Origin of the sequence: Curtobacterium sp. MCBD17_003, from assembly GCF_003234885.2 — a bacterium.
Taxonomy (GTDB): Bacteria; Actinomycetota; Actinomycetes; order Actinomycetales; family Microbacteriaceae; genus Curtobacterium.
In genome coordinates this window covers 3,123,382-3,140,880 of sequence record NZ_CP126275.1, presented here as the reverse complement: position 1 = coordinate 3,140,880, position 17,499 = coordinate 3,123,382, and the positions used below count along the sequence as shown (strand labels likewise).

Sequence of the window (17,499 nt, the reverse complement as noted above, 5' to 3'; positions counted from 1 at the left end):
TATGGCGTGCGGATCCTGGTGTGGCACGTGCACGGCGGCTGGATGGACGCGTTCGTCCGGGGCCAGCACGACTACCTGGTCCCCACCACCCCCGCCCGTGACGCCTGGGGCCTCGGTCGCGCCGACCGGCTCTGGCCCGAGAACGTCGTCGAGATCGCGCCGGAGGCCGTGCGCGACGCCGACGTCGACGTCGTCGTCCTGCAGCGCACCGAAGAGCTCGCCGAGGCCGAACGCCTGCTCGGTGCCCGTCTCGGCCGCGACGTCCCGGCGGTCTTCGTCGAGCACAACGCCCCGCGGGTCGACGTCCCCGCGTCCCTGCACCCGCTGCGCGACCGGGACGACGTCCTCATCGCGCACGTCACGCACTTCAACGCCCTCATGTGGGACTGCGGCACGACCGCCACGACGGTGATCGAGCACGGCGTCGTCGACCCCGGTCCGCGGTACACCGGCACGCTCGAGCGGTTCGGGGTCGTGGTCAACGAGCCCGTCCGCCGGACGCGCGTCGCCGGGACCGACCTCGTGCCGCGGTTCGCGGCGGTCGCCCCCGTCGACGCGTTCGGGATGGGCACCGACCAGCTCCCGGACGCCCTCGGACTCGGTCCGGACCGGCTCGGCGTGATGGGGGACGTCAAGCCCGACCCGATGCACACGCAGCTCGCCGAGCGCCGCGCCTACCTGCACCTCAACCGCTGGACCTCGCTCGGGCTGTCCCTGCTCGAGGCGATGCACATGGCGATGCCGGTGCTCGTCCTCGGCACGACCGAGGCGGCCCGTGCGGTCGCCGCCGAGGCCGGCGCGATCTCGACCGACGTCGAAGACCTCGTCGCCACCGCCCGACACCTGGTCGCCGACCCCGACGAGGCGCGTCGCCGCGGCCTCGTCGCCCGGGAGGCCGTGCTCGCGCGCCACTCCCTGGAGCGGTTCCTCGGCGACTGGGACGACCTCCTCAACGGCGTGCAGGAGCGTCACCTCGCAGCACACCACCGATCCGCACCGGCCCCGGCACCGCTCACCGACCTGGTCGGCGCAGCCCCGGTCGCCGATGGCACCGACGGAAGGAACCGCGCATGAAGATCGCCATGGTCTCGGAGCACGCCAGCCCGCTGGCCACGCTCGGGGGCGTCGACGCCGGCGGCCAGAACGTCCACGTCGCAGCCCTGTCCGGGGCGCTCGCCGACCGCGGGCACCAGGTGACGGTCTACACGCGGCGCGACGACGCGACCCTGCCGCGCCGGGTGTCGCTCCGCCCCGGTGTGGACGTCGTGCACGTCGACGCCGGGCCGGCCGAACGCCTGCCGAAGGACGACCTGCTCCAGTACATGGGGCAGTTCGCCTCGTTCCTCGTCGCCGCGTGGACCGTCGACCGCCCCGACATCGTGCACAGCCACTTCTGGATGTCCGGGCTCGCGGCCCTCGACGCAGCACAGCAGCTCGGTGCCCACAGCGACGGACCGCGCATCCCCGTCGTGCACACGTACCACGCGCTCGGCGTCGTGAAGCGCCGCCACCAGGGCTCGGCCGACACCAGCCCGAACGAGCGCGAGTGGCTCGAACCGGAGGTCGGGCGCCGCGCCGACCAGGTCATCGCGACGTGCTCCGACGAGGCGTTCGAGCTCAAGGCCCTCGGCATCCCGAACCGCAGCATCTCGGTGGTGCCCTGCGGGGTCGACGTCGACGCGTTCACGCCGGACGGCCTGACCGAGGTCCGCAGCCGACGGCACCGGGTCGTCACGGCCTCCCGGCTCGTGCAGCGCAAGGGCGTCGGCACGACGATCGACGCGCTCGCCCGCCTCGTGCACGCGGGCCGCGACGTCGAACTCGTCATCGTCGGTGGGGCGGGGACCGCCGGGGCCGACCTCGTGGACGACCCGGAGTACCAGCGCCTCGACGCCCTGGCCACCCGGCTCGGCGTGCGGGACCACGTGACGTTCCGCGGCCAGCTGTCCCAGCGCGAGATCCCGACCGTCCTCCGGAGCGCCGACGTCGTCGTGTGCGCCCCGTGGTACGAGCCGTTCGGGATCGTGCCGCTCGAGGCCATGGCCTGCGGCGTCCCGGTCGTCGCGTCGAGCGTCGGCGGCCTCATCGACACCGTCGTCGAGGATGCCACCGGCCTGCACGTGCCGCCGCGGGACGCCGCCGCGGTCGCCGAGGCCGTCGCCGCGATCCTCGACGACCCCGACCGTCGCGTGGCGTTCGGCCGCGCCGGCCGCGAGCGGGTCGAGTCCCGCTACTCGTGGGCGCGCATCGCCACCGACTCCGAGCGGGTGTACGACCGCATCACCGGTCGCCGTTCCACCCGTCCCGGACGTCGCCGTGCCGGTGCCGTCCCCACGCTCGACCCCGCCCCCCTGGGCACCGCCGGAAGGACCCTCCGATGACCATCGACCTGCCCGCCACCACCGCACGGCCGACGTCGGACGAGCCGGCCTCGAGCGCGTCGCTCGTCCTCGACCACATCGCCGCGTCCGTCCCGGTCATCGCGTCCCTCGCCGAGCACGGCGACCACATCGCGGCGTGGGCCGACGACCTCGCGTCGCGGCTCGGCCGGGGCCAGCGGCTCCTCGCGGCCGGCAACGGCGGCTCCGCGGCGGAGGCGCAGCACCTGACGAGCGAGCTCGTCGGCCGGTTCGACGGGGACCGTCCCGCCTTCAGTGCGATCTCGTTGCACGCCGAGTCCTCCGCGGTCACCGCGATCGGGAACGACTACGGCTACGAGCACGTCTTCGCCCGCCAGGTGCACGCGCACGCCCGCGCCGGCGACGTCCTCGTGCTGCTCTCGACGAGCGGCAAGAGCGAGAACCTGCTCAACGCAGCCCGTGCCGCCCGCTCGATCGGCGTCCGCACCTGGGCGATGACCGGATCACGCCCGAACCCCCTCGCCGAGGTCGTCGACGACGCGATCTGCATCGACGGGCCCTCCGCCAACGTGCAGGAGGCCCAGCTCGTCCTCGTGCACGCACTCTGCCGGGCCATGGAGCCCGCGCTCAAGGGACTCCGGGGAGGCCGCCGATGAACGCCCGCACGGACACCACCCGCACGCGGATCGTCGTCGTCGGCGACACCTTGCTCGACGTCGACGTCACCGGGACCTCGGAGCGCCTCAGCCCCGACGCGCCCGTGCCCGTGCTCGACGTGCAGGACGAGGTCCGCCGCGCCGGTGGTGCCGGGCTCGTCGCGACCATGCTCGCGCGCGACGGCCACGACGTCACGCTCGTCACCGTCCTCGGCCAGGACGACCGGGGCGCCGAGCTCCGGGACGGCATGCCCGGAGTCCGCGTCGTCGCCGGGGACTCCGGCGTCGCGACCCCCGTCAAGACCCGCGTGCGTGTCGGCGACCACGCGCTCGTCCGCATCGACGAGGCCTGCGCGACGCCGCCCGTGCCGGATGTGACCGCGGACATGACCGCCGCGCTCGAGGGCGCCGACGCGATCGTCGTCGCCGACTACGGCCGTGGCCTCGCCGCCGCTCCCGCGCTCCGGGAGGCCCTGACCCGCGTCGCCGAGACCACCCCCGTCGTGTGGGACCCGCACCCGAAGGGCGCGCAGCCGGTCCCGGGCATCGCGGTCGCCACCCCGAACGCCGCGGAGGCCCGGGGCTTCTCCGGTGCGACCGGCTCCGGCGTGCCCTTCGCCACGGCCGCCGGCGAGCAGCTCGTCGCCGACTGGTCCGCCCACGCGGTCGCCGTCACGATGGGCGAGAAGGGCGCGTTGCTCCGCACCGACGCCGGCGACTCCCGCTTCGTCCCCGCGCCCTCCGTCACCGCGGGCGACCCCTGTGGCGCCGGTGATCGGCTCGCGGCCGGCGTCGCCGTCGCGCTCGCGCAGGGCGCCTCGACCGAGGACGCCGTCGCGGCGGGTGTCGCCGACGCCTCCGCCTACCTGGCCGCGGGCGGCGTCGCGTCGCTTCTCGCGCCTCCCGCACCGGTCACCGTGCCGGGCAGTGACCGGGACGCCATCCGGGTCGCCCACGACGTCCGCGCCGCGGGTGGCACCGTGGTCGCGACCGGTGGTTGCTTCGACCTGCTCCACGCCGGCCACGCCCGCACGCTGTCGGCCGCCCGAGCGCTGGGCGACTGCCTCGTGGTCTGCCTCAACTCGGACAGCTCCGTCCGCGGGCTCAAGGGCCCGGACCGACCGATCATGACGCAGGAGGACCGCGTCGAGCTCCTCCTCGCGCTCGACTGCGTCGACGCCGTCATCGTGTTCGACGAGTCGACGCCCGACGAGGCCCTCCGCCGCTTCCAGCCCGACGTCTGGGCGAAGGGCGGTGACTACTCCGCCGACGAGCTCCCGGAGTCCCGGACCCTCGCCGAGTGGGGTGGCCGCGTCGTCACCGTGCCGTTCCACCCGGGACGCTCCACCACGCGGCTCGCCGCCGCCCTCGAACGCGTCGGGTAGCGCGAGCGCGCACCCTCCCGACCACGTCCGGCCGGGAGGCGCGGCAGGCGTCCGCCGTCGCGCCTCCCGTCCGACCGCAGAACCGAAAGGAACACCCATGCCCATCCCCACCACGCCCATCGGCCGCGTGCTCGTCACCGGCGGTGCGAGCGGCCTCGGTGCCGCCGTCGCCGCCGCCGTCGCCGAGGCGGGCGGCACCCCGATCGTGCTCGACCTGAAGACCGACGCGGTCCCGAGCGAGTGGGACAGCGTGGCCGTCGACGTCACCGACACCGCCGCCACCGAGCAGGCCGTGCGTGACGCCGCCGAGCGTCACGGTGGCCTCGACGCCGTCGTCACCGCCGCGGGCATCGACAAGCCGGCCCCGATCGGCGGCATCTCGTCCGGCGACTGGGAGCGCATCGTCGGCGTCAACCTGCTCGGCACCGCCGCGACCGTGCGGGCTGCCCTGCCCGCGCTCGAGGCCTCGAACGGCCGCGTCGTCATCATCTCGTCCTCGCTGGCGCTCAAGGGCGTCGGCGACGGCACCGCGTACTCCGCGTCGAAGTTCGGCGTCCGCGGGTTCTCCCAGGCGCTCGCGGCCGAGACCCGGGGCGTCGTCGGCGTGACGAACATCATCCCCGCGGGCATGCGCACCGCCTTCTTCGAGGGTCGCACCGAGCAGTACAAGCCGGGGCCCGACGCCAAGCTCATCGAGCCGGAGTACGTCGCGAACGCGATCATCTTCGCCCTGAGCCAGCCCGCCGGGTGCGAGATCCGCGAGCTCGCGATCATGCCGGCCGAGGAGCCCAGCTGGCCGTAGGCCCGGCCTCCGGCCTCCGGCCTCGGCCTCCGGTTCCGCCGAGATCGCAGAACACGCCGTTCACCTTCCGAGGTGAGCGGCGTGTTCTGCGATCTCGACGGGGATCGTCGCGCTCGTGCCGAGGCGTTCTTCCGCGCGGAGGTCGAGCGCGTGCACTGACGGCGCGGTGCCTGGTCGACGTCACGTGCGGGAAACACGGGCGCGGGATGATCGTCGTCATGACTCCAGCCGAGCCTGGGGACGCCGTCACGCCACAAGCGACCATCGGCCTCCCCGTCACCGTGTCCATCACCCGCCTCGTCGAACCCGCCCGCATCCCCGAGGTCACCCGCTGGGTCCAGTCGGGCGTGAACCTCGCGAACCGCTACCCGGGGTTCCTCGGGTCCGGATGGGTCCGCTCGCACGCGACCTCACGCGAGTGGCACATGCTCTACCGGTTCGCCGACCACACGACCCTGGCGACGTGGGAGAACTCGGACGACCGGCTCCGGTGGCTCGACGAGGGGCGCGACCTCGTCGTGGAGTCCCGGGTGGAGAAGCGCACGGGGATCGAGGGGTGGTTCGACGTGCCGCGCGATGCGCCGTCGGACAGCGCACCGCCCCGGTGGAAGCAGGCGGTGTCGATCTGGCTCGGGTTCTTCCCGGTGAACCTCGTGTTCACGCTGCTCGTGACCGCGTTCGTGCCGTTCTGGCCGACGTTCCCGACCGTGCCGAAGGTCCTGCTGACGACGCTCGTCCTCACGCCGGTCATGACGTTCTGGGTGCTGCCGTTCGTGACGCGGCTCATCCGTCCCTGGTTGCTCGCGCCGCGGCGCTGACGACCGCCCCGTGATCGGGTGCGGTCGCCAGCAGGTCCGCGACGTCGGCGAGCACCACCTCGACCCCGACCTCGGCCACGAACGACGGGTCGTGCTCGCAGCGCTCCGCGGTCCAGCCGACCTGGGTGACGTCGACGCCGCACACGGGGCAGTGCGTCGTGAAGCTCATCTCGACCCGGTGGCGCCCCCGGTCGAACGGCGCCGCGTTGACGACGTTGCCGAACCAGAAGATCCCGACCGTGCGGGTGCCGACCGCGACCGCGAGGTGCCGCGGCCCCGAGTCGTCGGCGACCATGACGTCCGCGATCGCGAGCGTCCCCGGGAGCTCCCCGAGGCCGAGCACCCCCGCGAGGTCGACGATCTGCCCGGGGCTGTCCGGACCCGCGATGTCGGTGGCCGAGCGCGCGATGGTGATCGCCGCCTCCCGGTCCGACTCGTCGCCGACGACGATGACGACGTCGCCCTGGGCCATGCGGGCGGCCGCCACCGCGGCGAAGCGTTCCTCGGGCCAACGGCGCCGGGGGTCCGTCGCGCCGGGGTGGACCGCGACGACCCGGCGCCCGGCGAGCGGTGCGCCGATCGCGTCCTCGATCCGGGCGACGGCGGCCGCGCGCTCGTCGTCGGACACGTGGACGACGGGATCGAGCACGACGGGTGCGGCACCGGCGAGCCCGGCGACCTCGAGCGCCCGGAGCACCTCGTGCTGGTAGTAGACGTAGCGGACCCAGCGCTCGAGGACCTCGGCGTCCTCGGTCGCGGTGCCGACGGTGTGTCGTGCGCCGAGGCGCAGCAGGAACGGATTGGAGTTCCGGCCGCCGCCGTGCACCTGGACGGCGAGGTCGAAGCGCCCGTGCAGTCGGGCGGTGAACGCGTCGACCTCGGCGGGGTCGGACTCCTGCCCGGCGACCTCGCGGACACCCGGCGCCACGGGGAGCACCTCGACGGCGTCGATCGACGAGGGCCGGTCGGCGAGCAGCGCGGCGGCCATGGGCGTGCCGAGGAGGGTGATGCGGGCCTCCGGGTACGCGGCGGCGAGCGCGTCGATCGCCGGCATGGCGAACAGCAGGTCCCCGAGTCCGCCGCCGCGCAGGACCGCGATCTCGCGGACGTCCTCGAACGCGGGCTGTGCTTGACCGATCGGGAACACCGGGCCTCCTCGTGGTGCGGCACGCCGAACGGCGCGCGGGTGCGTCCTCCTGTCTACCGGGAGGCGCTGGGTGGCGTTCCGCGCGCCGCGGTCACGTCGCCGCCGGGCGCCGCTTCCTGATCGAACCGCCCGATGCCGGTCGAACACCCGTGTTCCGCGGTTCGAACGGACGGGGCCGGTTCGAAGTGGCGCCGCGCGGTCAGGGCCGGAGGCCCGACACGAGCAGGTCGAGCAACCGCCCGACCTGCTCCTGGTCCTCCACGCCCGCGGTCGCGAGGAACACCCCGACCAGCGCGGCGGTGACGTCGTCGGCGGGGACCGCCGGGCGCAGGACGCCGAGGGCCGCCCCCGCGGCGAGGATCGTGGCGATCGCGGCGTTGACGCGCTCGCGGGTCCGGGCGCTCCCGACGGCATCGCGGAAGGCCCCGGCACGGAGGGTCTCGGCCATCCCGCGCTTCGTGACGACGAACGCGGCGTACCGGTCCATGAAGGTCCGCAGGGCGACGTCGGGCGTGTGGCGGGCGAGGAGTGGCTCGACGGTGGCGAGGACCGATGTGAGCTCGGTGTCGTAGACCGCGGCGACCAGGTCCTCGCGGGTCGGGAAGTGGCGGTAGAGCGTGCCGATCCCGACGCCGGCGGCGCGCGCGATCCCCTCGAGCGACGCGTCCTGGCCGGTGCCGGTGAAGGACACGCGTGCGACCTCGATGATCCTGGCGCGGTTGCGCGCGGCATCGGCGCGCGGACGACGCGCGGGCGGGGGAGCGGACGACAAGCGGAGGTACCTCCGGATCGGTGGTAGCGTCGCGGAGACCGGAGGAGCCTCCGTTTCCGACGACGACAGGAGCCATGATGGCAGACCACACGACGATCCCCGGAGGGACGGCGACGCTCGCCGGGCGCGCGATCGCTCGCATCGGGTACGGCGCGATGGCGCTCGAACGGTTCGACGACGACCGGGAGGCCGGGGCAGCGTTCCTCCGTCACGCCGTCGAGCTCGGGGTGGACCACATCGACACTGCCGAGTTCTACGGCGACGGGGTCGCGAACGACGTCATCCGTCGGGCGATCGGGTCCTCGGACGCCGTGGCGGTCGTCAGCAAGGTGGGAGCGGTCCGCGTCGACGCGCCGATCCCGCTCGTGCTGGCGCAGCGACCGGAGGAACTCCGTGCGCAGGTCGAGGCGAACCTCCGCACGCTCGGACGCGATCCACTCGACGTCGTCAACCTCCGCCGCCCCGAGATCGGCCCCGGTCTCACCGTGCCGGACGAGGACCTCGTCGACCTCGACGACCAGCTGGCCGAGATGACCGCGATGCGCGACGAGGGGCTGATCGGCGGGATCGGGCTCAGCGCGGTGCGGATCGAGAGCCTCCGGCGGGCGCTCCCGGTCGGCGTGGTCTGCGTGCAGAACGCGTACTCCCTCGTCGCCCGCGAGTTCGAGGCGATGCTCACACTCTGCGTCGCCGAGGACATCGCCTGGGTGCCGTTCTTCCCGCTCGGCAGCGGGTTCCCCGGTCTGCCGAAGGTGACGGACGAACCCGCGGTGCAGCGGATCGCGGCCGAGCTGGGGGCCTCCCCGGCGCAGGTCGGCCTGGCCTGGCTGCTCGGGCACGCGCCGAACACGCTGCTGATCCCCGGAACGGCGAACGCCGACCACCTCGCGGAGAACCTGGCGGCGGGCGCGGTGGAGCTCACGGCCGAGCAGACCGCTGCCCTCGATGCGCTGGCGCCAGCGGCCGGCGCGCAGCGCTGACCGGACTCACGGGCGCGCGGCCGCACCGTGCGCGGGTGGACTCCCGCGCTCAGGGCGCGTCGAACAGCCGATCCAGACCGCCCTCGTCGTCCGCGAGGGCGAGGACCTCGTCACCCTCGTGCAGGACGGTGTCCCGCCGCAGCCGGATGAGCCGACCCTGCCGACGCACGACGCTGATCCAGCCGTCCTCGCCGTCGAGGACCTCGTCGACGCGGCGACCGTCCGCCTCGGACCCGTGCTGGACGACATGGCGGTGCAGTCCCTCCGGTTCCGCCGTCAGACGCATGCCGACCGCGAAGGGCTCCGGCTCGCGCACCCGCATCGGGATGTGGAAGCGCCGGGCGAAGAACGGGACGAGACCGCCCTGCAGCACCACCGAGCACACCACCACGACGAAGATGATGCCGAACAGCCGATCCGCGTGTGCCACGCCCGAGGCGAGGATCGAGAGTCCGAGCAGGATCGGCACGGCCCCCTTGAGTCCCGCCCACAGCACGAATGCGCGCTCACCCCACCGCAGGCGCAGGGGGATGCTCAGCGCACCGACGAACAGCGGCCGGACGACGAGGATCAACAGGGCCGCGATGAGGAGCCCCGGCAGGAGGACATCGGGTCGGACGACCGCGGCCACGTCGGTGCTCAGGCCGAGCAGGGTGAACACGACGATCTCCGCCAGGTTCGAGAATCCCGAGCTGAACCGGTCGATCTCGCGCTTGAACGGCGCGCGGACGTCGCCGATCAGGATGCCGGCGAGGAACACGGCGAGGAACCCGGACCCGTGCAGGAGCGTGCCCACCGCGTAGAGCACGACCGCGAATGCGAGTGTCCAGATCGAGTGCAACGCCTCGTTCGGCAACGCGAGGCGCTGCAGGGCCCACCGGAGCGTCAGGCCGCCGAGGACGCCCACGGCCGTGCCGATCAGGAGTTGCAGCACGAACGTCAGGAGGCCCTGGGTCACCGCGTCGAGGCCGGCACCGGTCGCGGCGAGCAGGCTGACCATCAGCGCGATGCCGACCGGGTCGTTCGCGCCGGACTCACCCTCGAGGATCGTGCCGGACCGGCCCGAGATCTCGCGCTTGCCGAGCACGGAGAACACGACCGCGGGATCGGTGGGGGCGAGTGCGGCCCCGAGCAGCAACGACTGCTGCCACGGGAGCTCGAGCAGGAGGTGTCCAGCGAGCGCGACCCCCGCCGCGGTCACGGCGGTCCCCGCGACCCCGAGCCAGGTGATGGGGCCGAGCGAGTTCCGGAACCGGGACCAGCCGATGTGCATGCCGCCGTCGAAGAGGATGAAGACCAGCGCGACGCTGACGACGTGTTCGTCGAGCACGCGCGGAACGGTCTCGAGCACGGGGAAGAAGGACGACGCCGCGACCGCGGCGATGAGGAACAGCGCGGGCGACGGGACGCGGATGAGGGTGCTGAGGCGACTCGAGACGACGGCCGCGACCGCGGCGAGTCCGGCGAGCCCGACCGCCAGGGTGAACGCGTCGTCCGCGCTCACGGGCAGCGCTCGGCTCGTGGGGCGAGTGACATGGGATCTCCTCGGGAGGGTCGGTCGACGGATCGCCGACCAGTCTTCCCGGCACACCTCACGCGAACGCTCGTTCACCGTACTCCTCGCCCGCGCACCCGCCGGATGCGGACTCCAGGGCGGGCCGTGGTCGGGGGACAGGCGAGCCGAAGGGGGGCCGCGATCGCGGACAGTCCCGGGACGGAGGAGCAGTGTGGGTACGTGCGGACCGACGCCCGCGCGCGTCGACGATGACGGAACGCCCATGACCGTGCCTTCGGCCGGTCGTCCCCCTGACAGAGGAGCACCCTTGGCCCTGGACACCGTGATCGCCCCCTCCGAGCCCACCGTCGAGGACAGCCTCGCGCCCCGCGTGATCGAGGTGACGAACCCGCGCGACGGCAGCACCGCCTCCCGGGTCGAGGTCGCGAGCCCGGCGGAGATCGAGCAGGCGGTCGTGCGGGCGCGGACGGCGTTCGCGACCTGGTCCCGCACGGCTCCGGGGCAGCGTGGCGCGGTCCTCAAGGCCGCAGCGCTGCACCTGCAGGAGCGTGCCGAGGAACTCGCGGCGCTCAACACCCGCGAGACCGGCAAGGTCCCCGGCGACGCCCTCGGCGGGGTGCAGGCCGGCATCGACACGCTGATCCAGTACGCGGAGCTCGGCCCGCTGCACCGCGGCGAGGTCCTGCGGGGCTCGTTCGGCGCGACGGACACCGCCAAGCCGCACCCCCGCGGCGTGGTCCTCGCGCTGACGCCCTGGAACGACCCGGTCGCCGTCGCGTGCGGGATCCTCGGTGCCGCGATCGTCTCCGGCGACACCGTCGTGCACAAGGGGAGCGAGCGCTGCCCGGCCACGGCGGCCCTCCTCAACGAGATCCTGGCCGAGGCGCTGCCCGAGGGCGTCCTCGTCGGCATCACGGGTGACGCCGCGACGGGCGAGGCGCTGCTCGCCGAGCCCGGCATCGACGTCTACGCGCACGTCGGCTCGACCGCGACGGGTGACGTCCTCGCCGAGATGGCCCTGCGCACCCGTGCCCACGTCATCCGCGAGAACGGCGGGAACGACGCGCTCGTGGTCGACGCCGACGTCGACCCGGCGTGGGCCGCCGGTCAGGCCGCGCTCGGCGCGTTCGCCAACACCGGCCAGATCTGCACGAGCGTCGAGCGCGTGTACGTCCTCCGCGAGGTCGCGGACGCGTTCGTCACCGCGCTCGTCGCCGAGGCCGAGGCGAAGACCGCCGCCGACGCCGACGGCTACGGCCCCCTGGTCGACGAGCGGATGCGCAACGTGGTCCAGTCGCACGTCGACGACGCGGTCGCCAAGGGCGCCCGGGTCCTCACGGGCGGCAGCATCCCCGACGGCGCCGGCACGTTCTACCCCGCGACGGTGCTCGTCGACTGCACGCCCGACATGCTCGTCATGCACGAGGAGACCTTCGGCCCGATCGCGCCCGTGCAGGTCGTCGACGACTTCGACGAGGCACTGCGCCTCGCCGCCGACGACCGCTACGGCCTGGCCGCGACGGTCCTGACGAACGACATGGAGCACGCGCTCCGCGCCGGCGACGAGCTCCCGGTCGGCACCGTCAAGGTGAACGCCGTGTTCGGAGGCGCTCCGGGCGGCAGCGCCCAGCCGCGCGGTGCGTCGGGTGCCGGCTTCGGGTACGGCCCGCACCTGCTCGACGAGATGACGACGACCACGGTCGTGCACCTCGAATCGGCGCCGCGCCGGAGCGACCGGTGAGTGGGGACCTCCGCGTCGTCCGGGAGGTCGTGGACCGCACCCGGGACCGGCGACCGCTCGTCGTCGTGGTCGGGGACGTCATCCTCGACCGCTGGAGCGTCGGTGAGGCCGAGCGGGTGAGCCGGGAGGCCCCGGCGCCCGTCGTGCGCGTCACCGAGGTCATCGACGTGCCCGGTGGTGCCGCGAACACCGCCGTGAACGCGCGGGCGCTCGGCGCGGAGGTCCGCATGGTCGGCCTGATCGGCGACGACGAGGCCGGGAGGATCCTCCGCGCCCGGCTGGCGGCCGACGCTGTCGACGTGTCCGGTCTGGTGCCCGTCTCGCACGGCGTCACGACCTCGAAGGCCCGGGTCGTCGGCGGCGACCGGATCCTCGTCCGCGTCGACGAGATCGCCGATCCCCCGACCGAGCAGGACACGATCGCCCTCGCCCGGGCCGTGACCGCCGGCATCCGCGGTGCCGACGCGGTCGTGGTGTGCGACTACGGGCTCGGGACGACCCCGGAGGCCGTGGTCCCCGCGGTGCTGCGCGACCGTCCGGCCGCCGTGGTCGTCGACGCGCACGACCTCGGCCGCTGGCACGACCTGCACCCCGACCTCGTGACGCCGAACTGTGGCGAGGCCGAGCAGCTCCTCGGCCGTTCCCTCGGGCAGGGGTCCGCACGCCCCGCGGTCGTCGAGGGCCTCCGCGACGCCGTCCTCGCCGCGAGCGGTGCCCGGAACGCCATCGTCACGCTCGACAAGGACGGCACCGTGCTGCTGCCCGGCGACACCGCCGCTGACACCACCCCGGTCCGCACCCGCGCGACGCCGGCGTCCGAGCAGCAGGCGTCCGGCGCCGGCGACACGTTCTGTGCGGCCGTGTCCGTCGCGCTCGCCACGGGGACGCCCCTCGCCGACGCCGCCCGGTTCGCCCAGGCCGCCGCCGACGTCGTCGTCCGCGAGGCCGGCACCTCGATCTGCACCGCCGAGGCCCTGGTCGCCTCGGTCTCCGCCCCGGCCGACACGATCGTCGACCACGACGACCTGGCCGACGCCGTCGCCGCCGCCCGGGCCGCGGGCCGCCGCGTCGTGTTCACGAACGGCTGCTTCGACGTCGTGCACCGCGGTCACACCTCGTACCTGCGGCAGGCCCGTGAGCTCGGCGACCTGCTCGTCGTCGCGGTGAACGACGACGACTCGGTCCGCCGGCTCAAGGGGCCGGAGCGGCCGATCAACACGGCGGAGGACCGTGCGGGCGTCCTCGCGGCCCTCGCGTCGGTCGACCTGGTCACCGTGTTCCCGACCGACACCCCCGTGCCGCTCATCGAGCGCTTGCAGCCCGACGTCTACGTCAAGGGCGGCGACTACTCGCCCGAGATGCTCACCGAGACCGAGGTCGTCCGTGCCTACGGTGGCGAGGTCGTCATGGTCGACTACGTCGCCGAGCATTCGACGACCGACGTCGTCCGCCGCATCCGCGAGTCCGCGCGAGCGGCCGCCGAGCGCGCCGCGGCCGAGACGGTCACCGACGCGGACGACGCCACCACGGCGACGGAGGCGACCCCGTGACGGCCGCACGCTGGTCGGGCGAGTGGGGACGGGCCTCCCGGCCGGCACCGGAGCCCGTGGTCGACGTGCTCGTGCCGACCGCCGGACGGGTCACCGAGCTCGCCACGACGCTCGCCGGGCTCGCCGGGCAGGACGAGCCGACGTTCCGGCTCGTCCTCAGCGACCAGTCGGTCGACGGTGCGCCGCTCGCCGACCCGAGCGTGCAGGCGATGCTCCGCGTCCTGGAGGCCCAGGGCCGCCAGCCGCTCGTCCTGCGGCACCCCGAGCGGCACGGGCTCGCCGAGCACCGGCAGTTCCTGCTCGAGCACGCGACCGCGCCGTACGTGCTGTTCCTCGACGACGACGTGTGGCTCGAGCGCGACTCGATCGCCCGCATGCTCGACGCGATCCGGCAGCTCGGCTGCGGGTTCGTCGGGTCCGCGGTGCAGGGGCTGTCGTACCTCGACGACCGGCGACCGCACCAGCAGACGACGTTCGAGCGGTGGGACGGGCCCGTCGTGCCGGAGGTCATCCGGCGCGGCACGCCCGGCCACGACCGGTGGCAGCTCCACAACGCCGCGAACCTCGCCCACATCGCCGCGGACCTCGACGTCCCGCACGGCGGATGGGTGCCCTACCGGGTCGCGTGGGTGGGCGCGTGCGTGCTGTACGACCGCGCGGTGCTCCTCGACGCGGGCGGGTTCGACTTCTGGCGGGAACTCCCGACGGGCCACGCGGGCGAGGACGTCGTCGCGCAGTGGCGCGTGATGGAGCGCGCGGGCGGCGTCGGCATCGTGCCGTCGGGCGCCGTGCACCTCGAGTCCCCGACGACCGTGACGGACCGGTCGGTCGACGCGCCGGACGTCCTCCTCCCTCCGATCGACGCCGAGCAGGCGCTCGGTGTCGGACGACGGGAGCCCTGAGCCGCACCCGGTCCCTCCCGGGTGACGAACGGGTGGTCGTCCGACCATCCGGTGGAACGAACGACGAGGAGAACCCCATGGCAACGCCGAACCCGATCCAGATCCAGAAGTTCCTGAGCGGGATCGACTACCCCGCCTCGAAGGACACCATCGTCTCGACGGCCGAGAAGGAGGGCGCCGACGACGACGTGCTCAACGCGCTCAAGCAGATCCCGGACCAGGAGTACGACGCGCCGACCGCCGTGTCGAGCGCGGTGTCGGACGTCGACTGAGGCCGGTCCGCTCCGCGAGGGTGCACGACGCGCCGCTGCCGCTCATGGCGTGCGGCGGGTCGTGCACCCTCGTCGTGTCGGTGGTGGCGGGCCGTGCACCCTCGTCGCGCCGTGGTCGTCGGGCGCAGTACCGTCGGACCCATGGACCGGACCGACGACCGCACCGAGGAGCTCGCGGAGCGCCTCCGGGCGGCGATCGGGACCCTCGTCCGCATCGGTCGGGGTCGCGCCGACACGCTCTCGCCGGCCCACGCGGCCACCCTGGGTCACCTCGACCGTGAGGGTCCGATGACGACGGCCGACCTGGCGCGGCGCCGCGGCGTCCGCCACCAGGGCCAGAGCCGTACCGTCATCGAACTGGAGGCCCTGGGTCACGTCGCGCGCACCGCCAGCGCGACCGATGCGCGTGCGTCGGTCATCGGCATCACGGAAGCCGGACGGCTCGCGCTCACCGCGGACCGTCGGGCACGGACGTCGTGGATGGCGCGGGCGATCGACGCCGAGCTCGACCCGGACGAGCGGGCTGCGCTCGAGCGGATGCCCGAACTCCTCGCCCGCATCGCGCAGCACACCGACGGCTGACCTGCACCGCCCGCCTCCCCTCTGCGAGATCGCAGTCGTCGCCGCTTGGACGGTTGCCAGAACGGCGACGACTGCGATCTCCCGGGAGGAAGGTGTACAACATGGTTGTACACTTGACCGACGCCAACGACCAGGAGGACCCATGCGGCTCACGAAGTACAACCATGCGACCGTCGTGCTCGAGCAGGACGACGTGACGATCGTCATCGATCCCGGGACGTTCACGCCCGAGTCCGCCGAGCTCGTGCGTGGCGCGACGGCGGTGCTCGTCACGCACGAGCACTTCGACCACCTCGACACCGACGCCCTCCGCGCCGGGCTCGACGCCGCCCCGGAGCTCCGCGCCTACGTGCCCGAGGGTGTCGCGGACCAGATCGGCGGCGACCACGACGGCCGGGTCGTGACGGTCGGCGCGGGCGACACGTTCACCGTGGGCACCGTCGAGGTGCGGGTGTTCGGCGAGACCCACGCCGTCATCCACCCGGACATCCCGACGATCCCGAACGTCGGGTACCTCGTCGACGGCATCGTCTTCCACCCGGGCGACGCCTACCTCGTGCCCGGGGTCGCCGTGCCGACGCTGCTCATGCCGACGAGCGGCCCGTGGTCGCACATGCGGGAGGCCGTCGACTACGTCCGCGAGGTCCGTCCCGAGCGCGCCATCCAGATCCACGAGCTGCTCCTCAGCGAGCCCGGGCAGCAGTCGACCGTGCAGTTCCTCGGTGAGGACGGCCTCGGCGGCGTGCCGATGTCGATCCTCCCGGTCGGCAAGTCGGTCGAACTCTGACCGGGGGACGACGAGCCTGAGGACACTGACGACGGGGACGACGGTCGAGGAGTTGGCTCGGAGCATGACCGACGACCCCACGACCGCCGTCCTCTTCGACATCGACGGCACGCTCGCCGACTCGAACTACCCCCACGTGGACGCCTGGTGGCGTGCCTTCCACGCAGCGGGGCAGCCCGTCGACGCCTGGCGCATCCACCGCTGCATCGGCATGGACTCGTCGAGCCTCCTCGAAGAGCTCGTGGGCTCCGCGGACTCGGACGTCGCGAAGCAGGCGAAGGAGTTCCACACGGCGTACTACCGGGAGCACTTCCAGGAGCTGCACATCCTGCCCGGCGTGCACGACCTGCTCGAGGAGGTCGCCCGCCGCGGCCACAAGGTCGTCCTCGCGACGAGCGCGCCCGAGGCCGAGCTCGCCATCCTCCGCGAGCTCCTGCAGATCGAGGACACGATCGAGGTCGTGACGAGCGGCGGTGACGTCGAGCAGGCGAAGCCGGACCCCGGGATCATCCAGCTCGCGCTCGAGCGCTCCGGGGCCGATCCCGACCACGCGATCATGGTCGGTGACTCCAAGTGGGACGTCATCGCCGCGGGCCGTGCCGGCGTCGCCGCGATCGGCGTGCTGTCCGGCGGCATCTCCGAGGCGGAGCTCCGTGAGGCCGGGGCCGTGGCCGTGTTCGACGATCCGGCCGCGATCCTCGCCGGGATCGACGACAGCCCCATCGGACAGCTGGGGGCGTGACGACGTGACCGACGTCGACGCAACGCCGTACCCGGACGACCAGGACCCCATCGACGGGACCTCCCTCGCGGGACGCGCGGACCGCATCCTCGACCCGGGCGCTGATGACGTCGCCGTGACCCGGTCGGAGGAGCGGCTCGTCGTGCGCACGGAGGCCGTGCCGGTGCGCCGTGTGCGGATCCGCAAGGTGATCGTGTCCGAGGAGCGGACCGTCACCGTCACCGTGCGGCGTGAAGAACTCCGTGTGGAGGAGGAGCCGCTCGACGGGACCGACGTCGTCGACCGGGCACGGTCCTCCCGATCGGCTCGGCCGACGCACTCGAGCTGGTGTTGCACGAGGAGCAGGTGGAGGTCGTCACCCGCGTCGTCCCCGTGGAGCGCGTGCGCGTGGTCACGGACGTGGTGACCGAGCAGCGGTCACTCACCGAGACCGTCGGGCACGAGGAGGTCGACGTCGTCGACGAGGACCTGACCGACCGGCACTGAG

Annotated in this window: 18 protein-coding genes and 1 pseudogene; 16 read left to right on the top strand and 3 right to left on the bottom strand. The window is 73.6% G+C overall.

Annotation, left to right across the window (positions count from 1 at the left end; genetic code table 11):
• The first annotated feature begins 6 nt into the window (after positions 1-6).
• From DEI88_RS14875 to DEI88_RS14850, 6 genes are all read left to right on the top strand, one after another.
• Positions 7-1,074, top strand: a complete 1,068-nt coding sequence (locus tag DEI88_RS14875; RefSeq protein ID WP_111071856.1) for a glycosyltransferase — start codon at positions 7-9, stop codon at positions 1,072-1,074.
• Positions 1,071-2,381, top strand: a complete 1,311-nt coding sequence (locus DEI88_RS14870) for a glycosyltransferase (RefSeq protein ID WP_111010655.1) — start codon at positions 1,071-1,073, stop codon at positions 2,379-2,381. The genes DEI88_RS14875 and DEI88_RS14870 overlap by 4 nt, the downstream gene beginning before the upstream one ends.
• Positions 2,378-3,016, top strand: coding sequence for a D-sedoheptulose-7-phosphate isomerase (locus DEI88_RS14865; protein WP_111013017.1), 639 nt, complete (start codon positions 2,378-2,380; stop codon positions 3,014-3,016). Before DEI88_RS14870 ends, DEI88_RS14865 begins: the two co-directional genes overlap by 4 nt.
• A complete protein-coding gene (locus tag DEI88_RS14860) occupies positions 3,013-4,401 on the top strand; it encodes a PfkB family carbohydrate kinase (RefSeq protein ID WP_111025782.1) in 1,389 nt (462 codons plus the stop codon). The genes DEI88_RS14865 and DEI88_RS14860 overlap by 4 nt, the downstream gene beginning before the upstream one ends.
• 97 nt (positions 4,402-4,498) lie before the next feature.
• The gene (locus DEI88_RS14855; protein WP_111010658.1) at positions 4,499-5,203 is read left to right on the top strand and encodes an SDR family oxidoreductase; all 705 of its coding nucleotides are present in this window, start codon (positions 4,499-4,501) and stop codon (positions 5,201-5,203) included.
• Positions 5,204-5,421: 218 nt separating this feature from the next.
• Entirely contained in the window at positions 5,422-6,021 is a 600-nt protein-coding gene (locus DEI88_RS14850) for a putative antibiotic biosynthesis monooxygenase (protein ID WP_111071945.1), read from the top strand.
• Here the strand turns inward: DEI88_RS14850 and DEI88_RS14845 are convergent.
• Positions 5,987-7,168 (bottom strand): glycosyltransferase family 9 protein, encoded by a 1,182-nt coding sequence (locus DEI88_RS14845; RefSeq protein WP_258374999.1) that lies wholly within the window; start codon positions 7,166-7,168, stop codon positions 5,987-5,989. The genes DEI88_RS14850 and DEI88_RS14845 overlap by 35 nt on opposite strands.
• A 199-nt stretch (positions 7,169-7,367) precedes the next feature.
• The gene (locus DEI88_RS14840; RefSeq protein ID WP_111071855.1) at positions 7,368-7,940 is read right to left on the bottom strand and encodes a TetR/AcrR family transcriptional regulator; all 573 of its coding nucleotides are present in this window, start codon (positions 7,938-7,940) and stop codon (positions 7,368-7,370) included.
• Positions 7,941-8,017: 77 nt separating this feature from the next.
• Between DEI88_RS14840 and DEI88_RS14835 the strand changes: the two genes are divergently transcribed.
• The gene (locus DEI88_RS14835; RefSeq protein WP_111071943.1) at positions 8,018-8,920 is read left to right on the top strand and encodes an aldo/keto reductase; all 903 of its coding nucleotides are present in this window, start codon (positions 8,018-8,020) and stop codon (positions 8,918-8,920) included.
• A 49-nt stretch (positions 8,921-8,969) separates the two neighbouring features.
• On the opposite strand, the gene DEI88_RS14830 is transcribed toward DEI88_RS14835, so the two are convergent.
• Positions 8,970-10,424: a cation:proton antiporter domain-containing protein gene (locus DEI88_RS14830; protein WP_220038138.1), complete on the bottom strand. Its 1,455-nt coding sequence runs from the start codon at positions 10,422-10,424 to the stop codon at positions 8,970-8,972.
• A gap of 325 nt (positions 10,425-10,749) precedes the next feature.
• On the opposite strand from DEI88_RS14830, the gene DEI88_RS14825 reads away from it, so the two are divergent.
• From DEI88_RS14825 to DEI88_RS14790, 9 genes and pseudogenes are all read left to right on the top strand, one after another.
• Positions 10,750-12,177 (top strand): aldehyde dehydrogenase family protein, encoded by a 1,428-nt coding sequence (locus DEI88_RS14825; protein WP_502866984.1) that lies wholly within the window; start codon positions 10,750-10,752, stop codon positions 12,175-12,177.
• Complete coding sequence (gene rfaE2, locus DEI88_RS14820) at positions 12,174-13,727, top strand: D-glycero-beta-D-manno-heptose 1-phosphate adenylyltransferase (protein WP_111071852.1); 1,554 nt, start codon at positions 12,174-12,176, stop codon at positions 13,725-13,727. The genes DEI88_RS14825 and rfaE2 overlap by 4 nt, the downstream gene beginning before the upstream one ends.
• Positions 13,724-14,629, top strand: a complete 906-nt coding sequence (locus DEI88_RS14815; protein WP_111010664.1) for a glycosyltransferase family 2 protein — start codon at positions 13,724-13,726, stop codon at positions 14,627-14,629. Before rfaE2 ends, DEI88_RS14815 begins: the two co-directional genes overlap by 4 nt.
• Before the next feature lie 77 nt (positions 14,630-14,706).
• Entirely contained in the window at positions 14,707-14,901 is a 195-nt protein-coding gene (locus DEI88_RS14810; RefSeq protein ID WP_111010710.1) for a DUF2795 domain-containing protein, read from the top strand.
• Between the two features lie 141 nt (positions 14,902-15,042).
• Positions 15,043-15,483 (top strand): MarR family winged helix-turn-helix transcriptional regulator, encoded by a 441-nt coding sequence (locus DEI88_RS14805; RefSeq protein WP_111010668.1) that lies wholly within the window; start codon positions 15,043-15,045, stop codon positions 15,481-15,483.
• Between the two features lie 142 nt (positions 15,484-15,625).
• Positions 15,626-16,270 (top strand): MBL fold metallo-hydrolase, encoded by a 645-nt coding sequence (locus DEI88_RS14800; RefSeq protein ID WP_111071851.1) that lies wholly within the window; start codon positions 15,626-15,628, stop codon positions 16,268-16,270.
• Positions 16,271-16,334: 64 nt separating this feature from the next.
• Complete coding sequence (locus DEI88_RS14795) at positions 16,335-17,012, top strand: HAD family hydrolase (protein WP_111010670.1); 678 nt, start codon at positions 16,335-16,337, stop codon at positions 17,010-17,012.
• Positions 16,924-17,292 (top strand): annotated as a pseudogene (locus tag DEI88_RS16470) (DUF2382 domain-containing protein); the annotation flags it as partial. The gene DEI88_RS14795 and the pseudogene DEI88_RS16470, both read left to right, overlap by 89 nt.
• A 20-nt stretch (positions 17,293-17,312) precedes the next feature.
• Positions 17,313-17,498 (top strand): DUF2382 domain-containing protein, encoded by a 186-nt coding sequence (locus DEI88_RS14790; protein ID WP_111071849.1) that lies wholly within the window; start codon positions 17,313-17,315, stop codon positions 17,496-17,498.
• The last annotated feature ends 1 nt before the right edge of the window (position 17,499 follow it).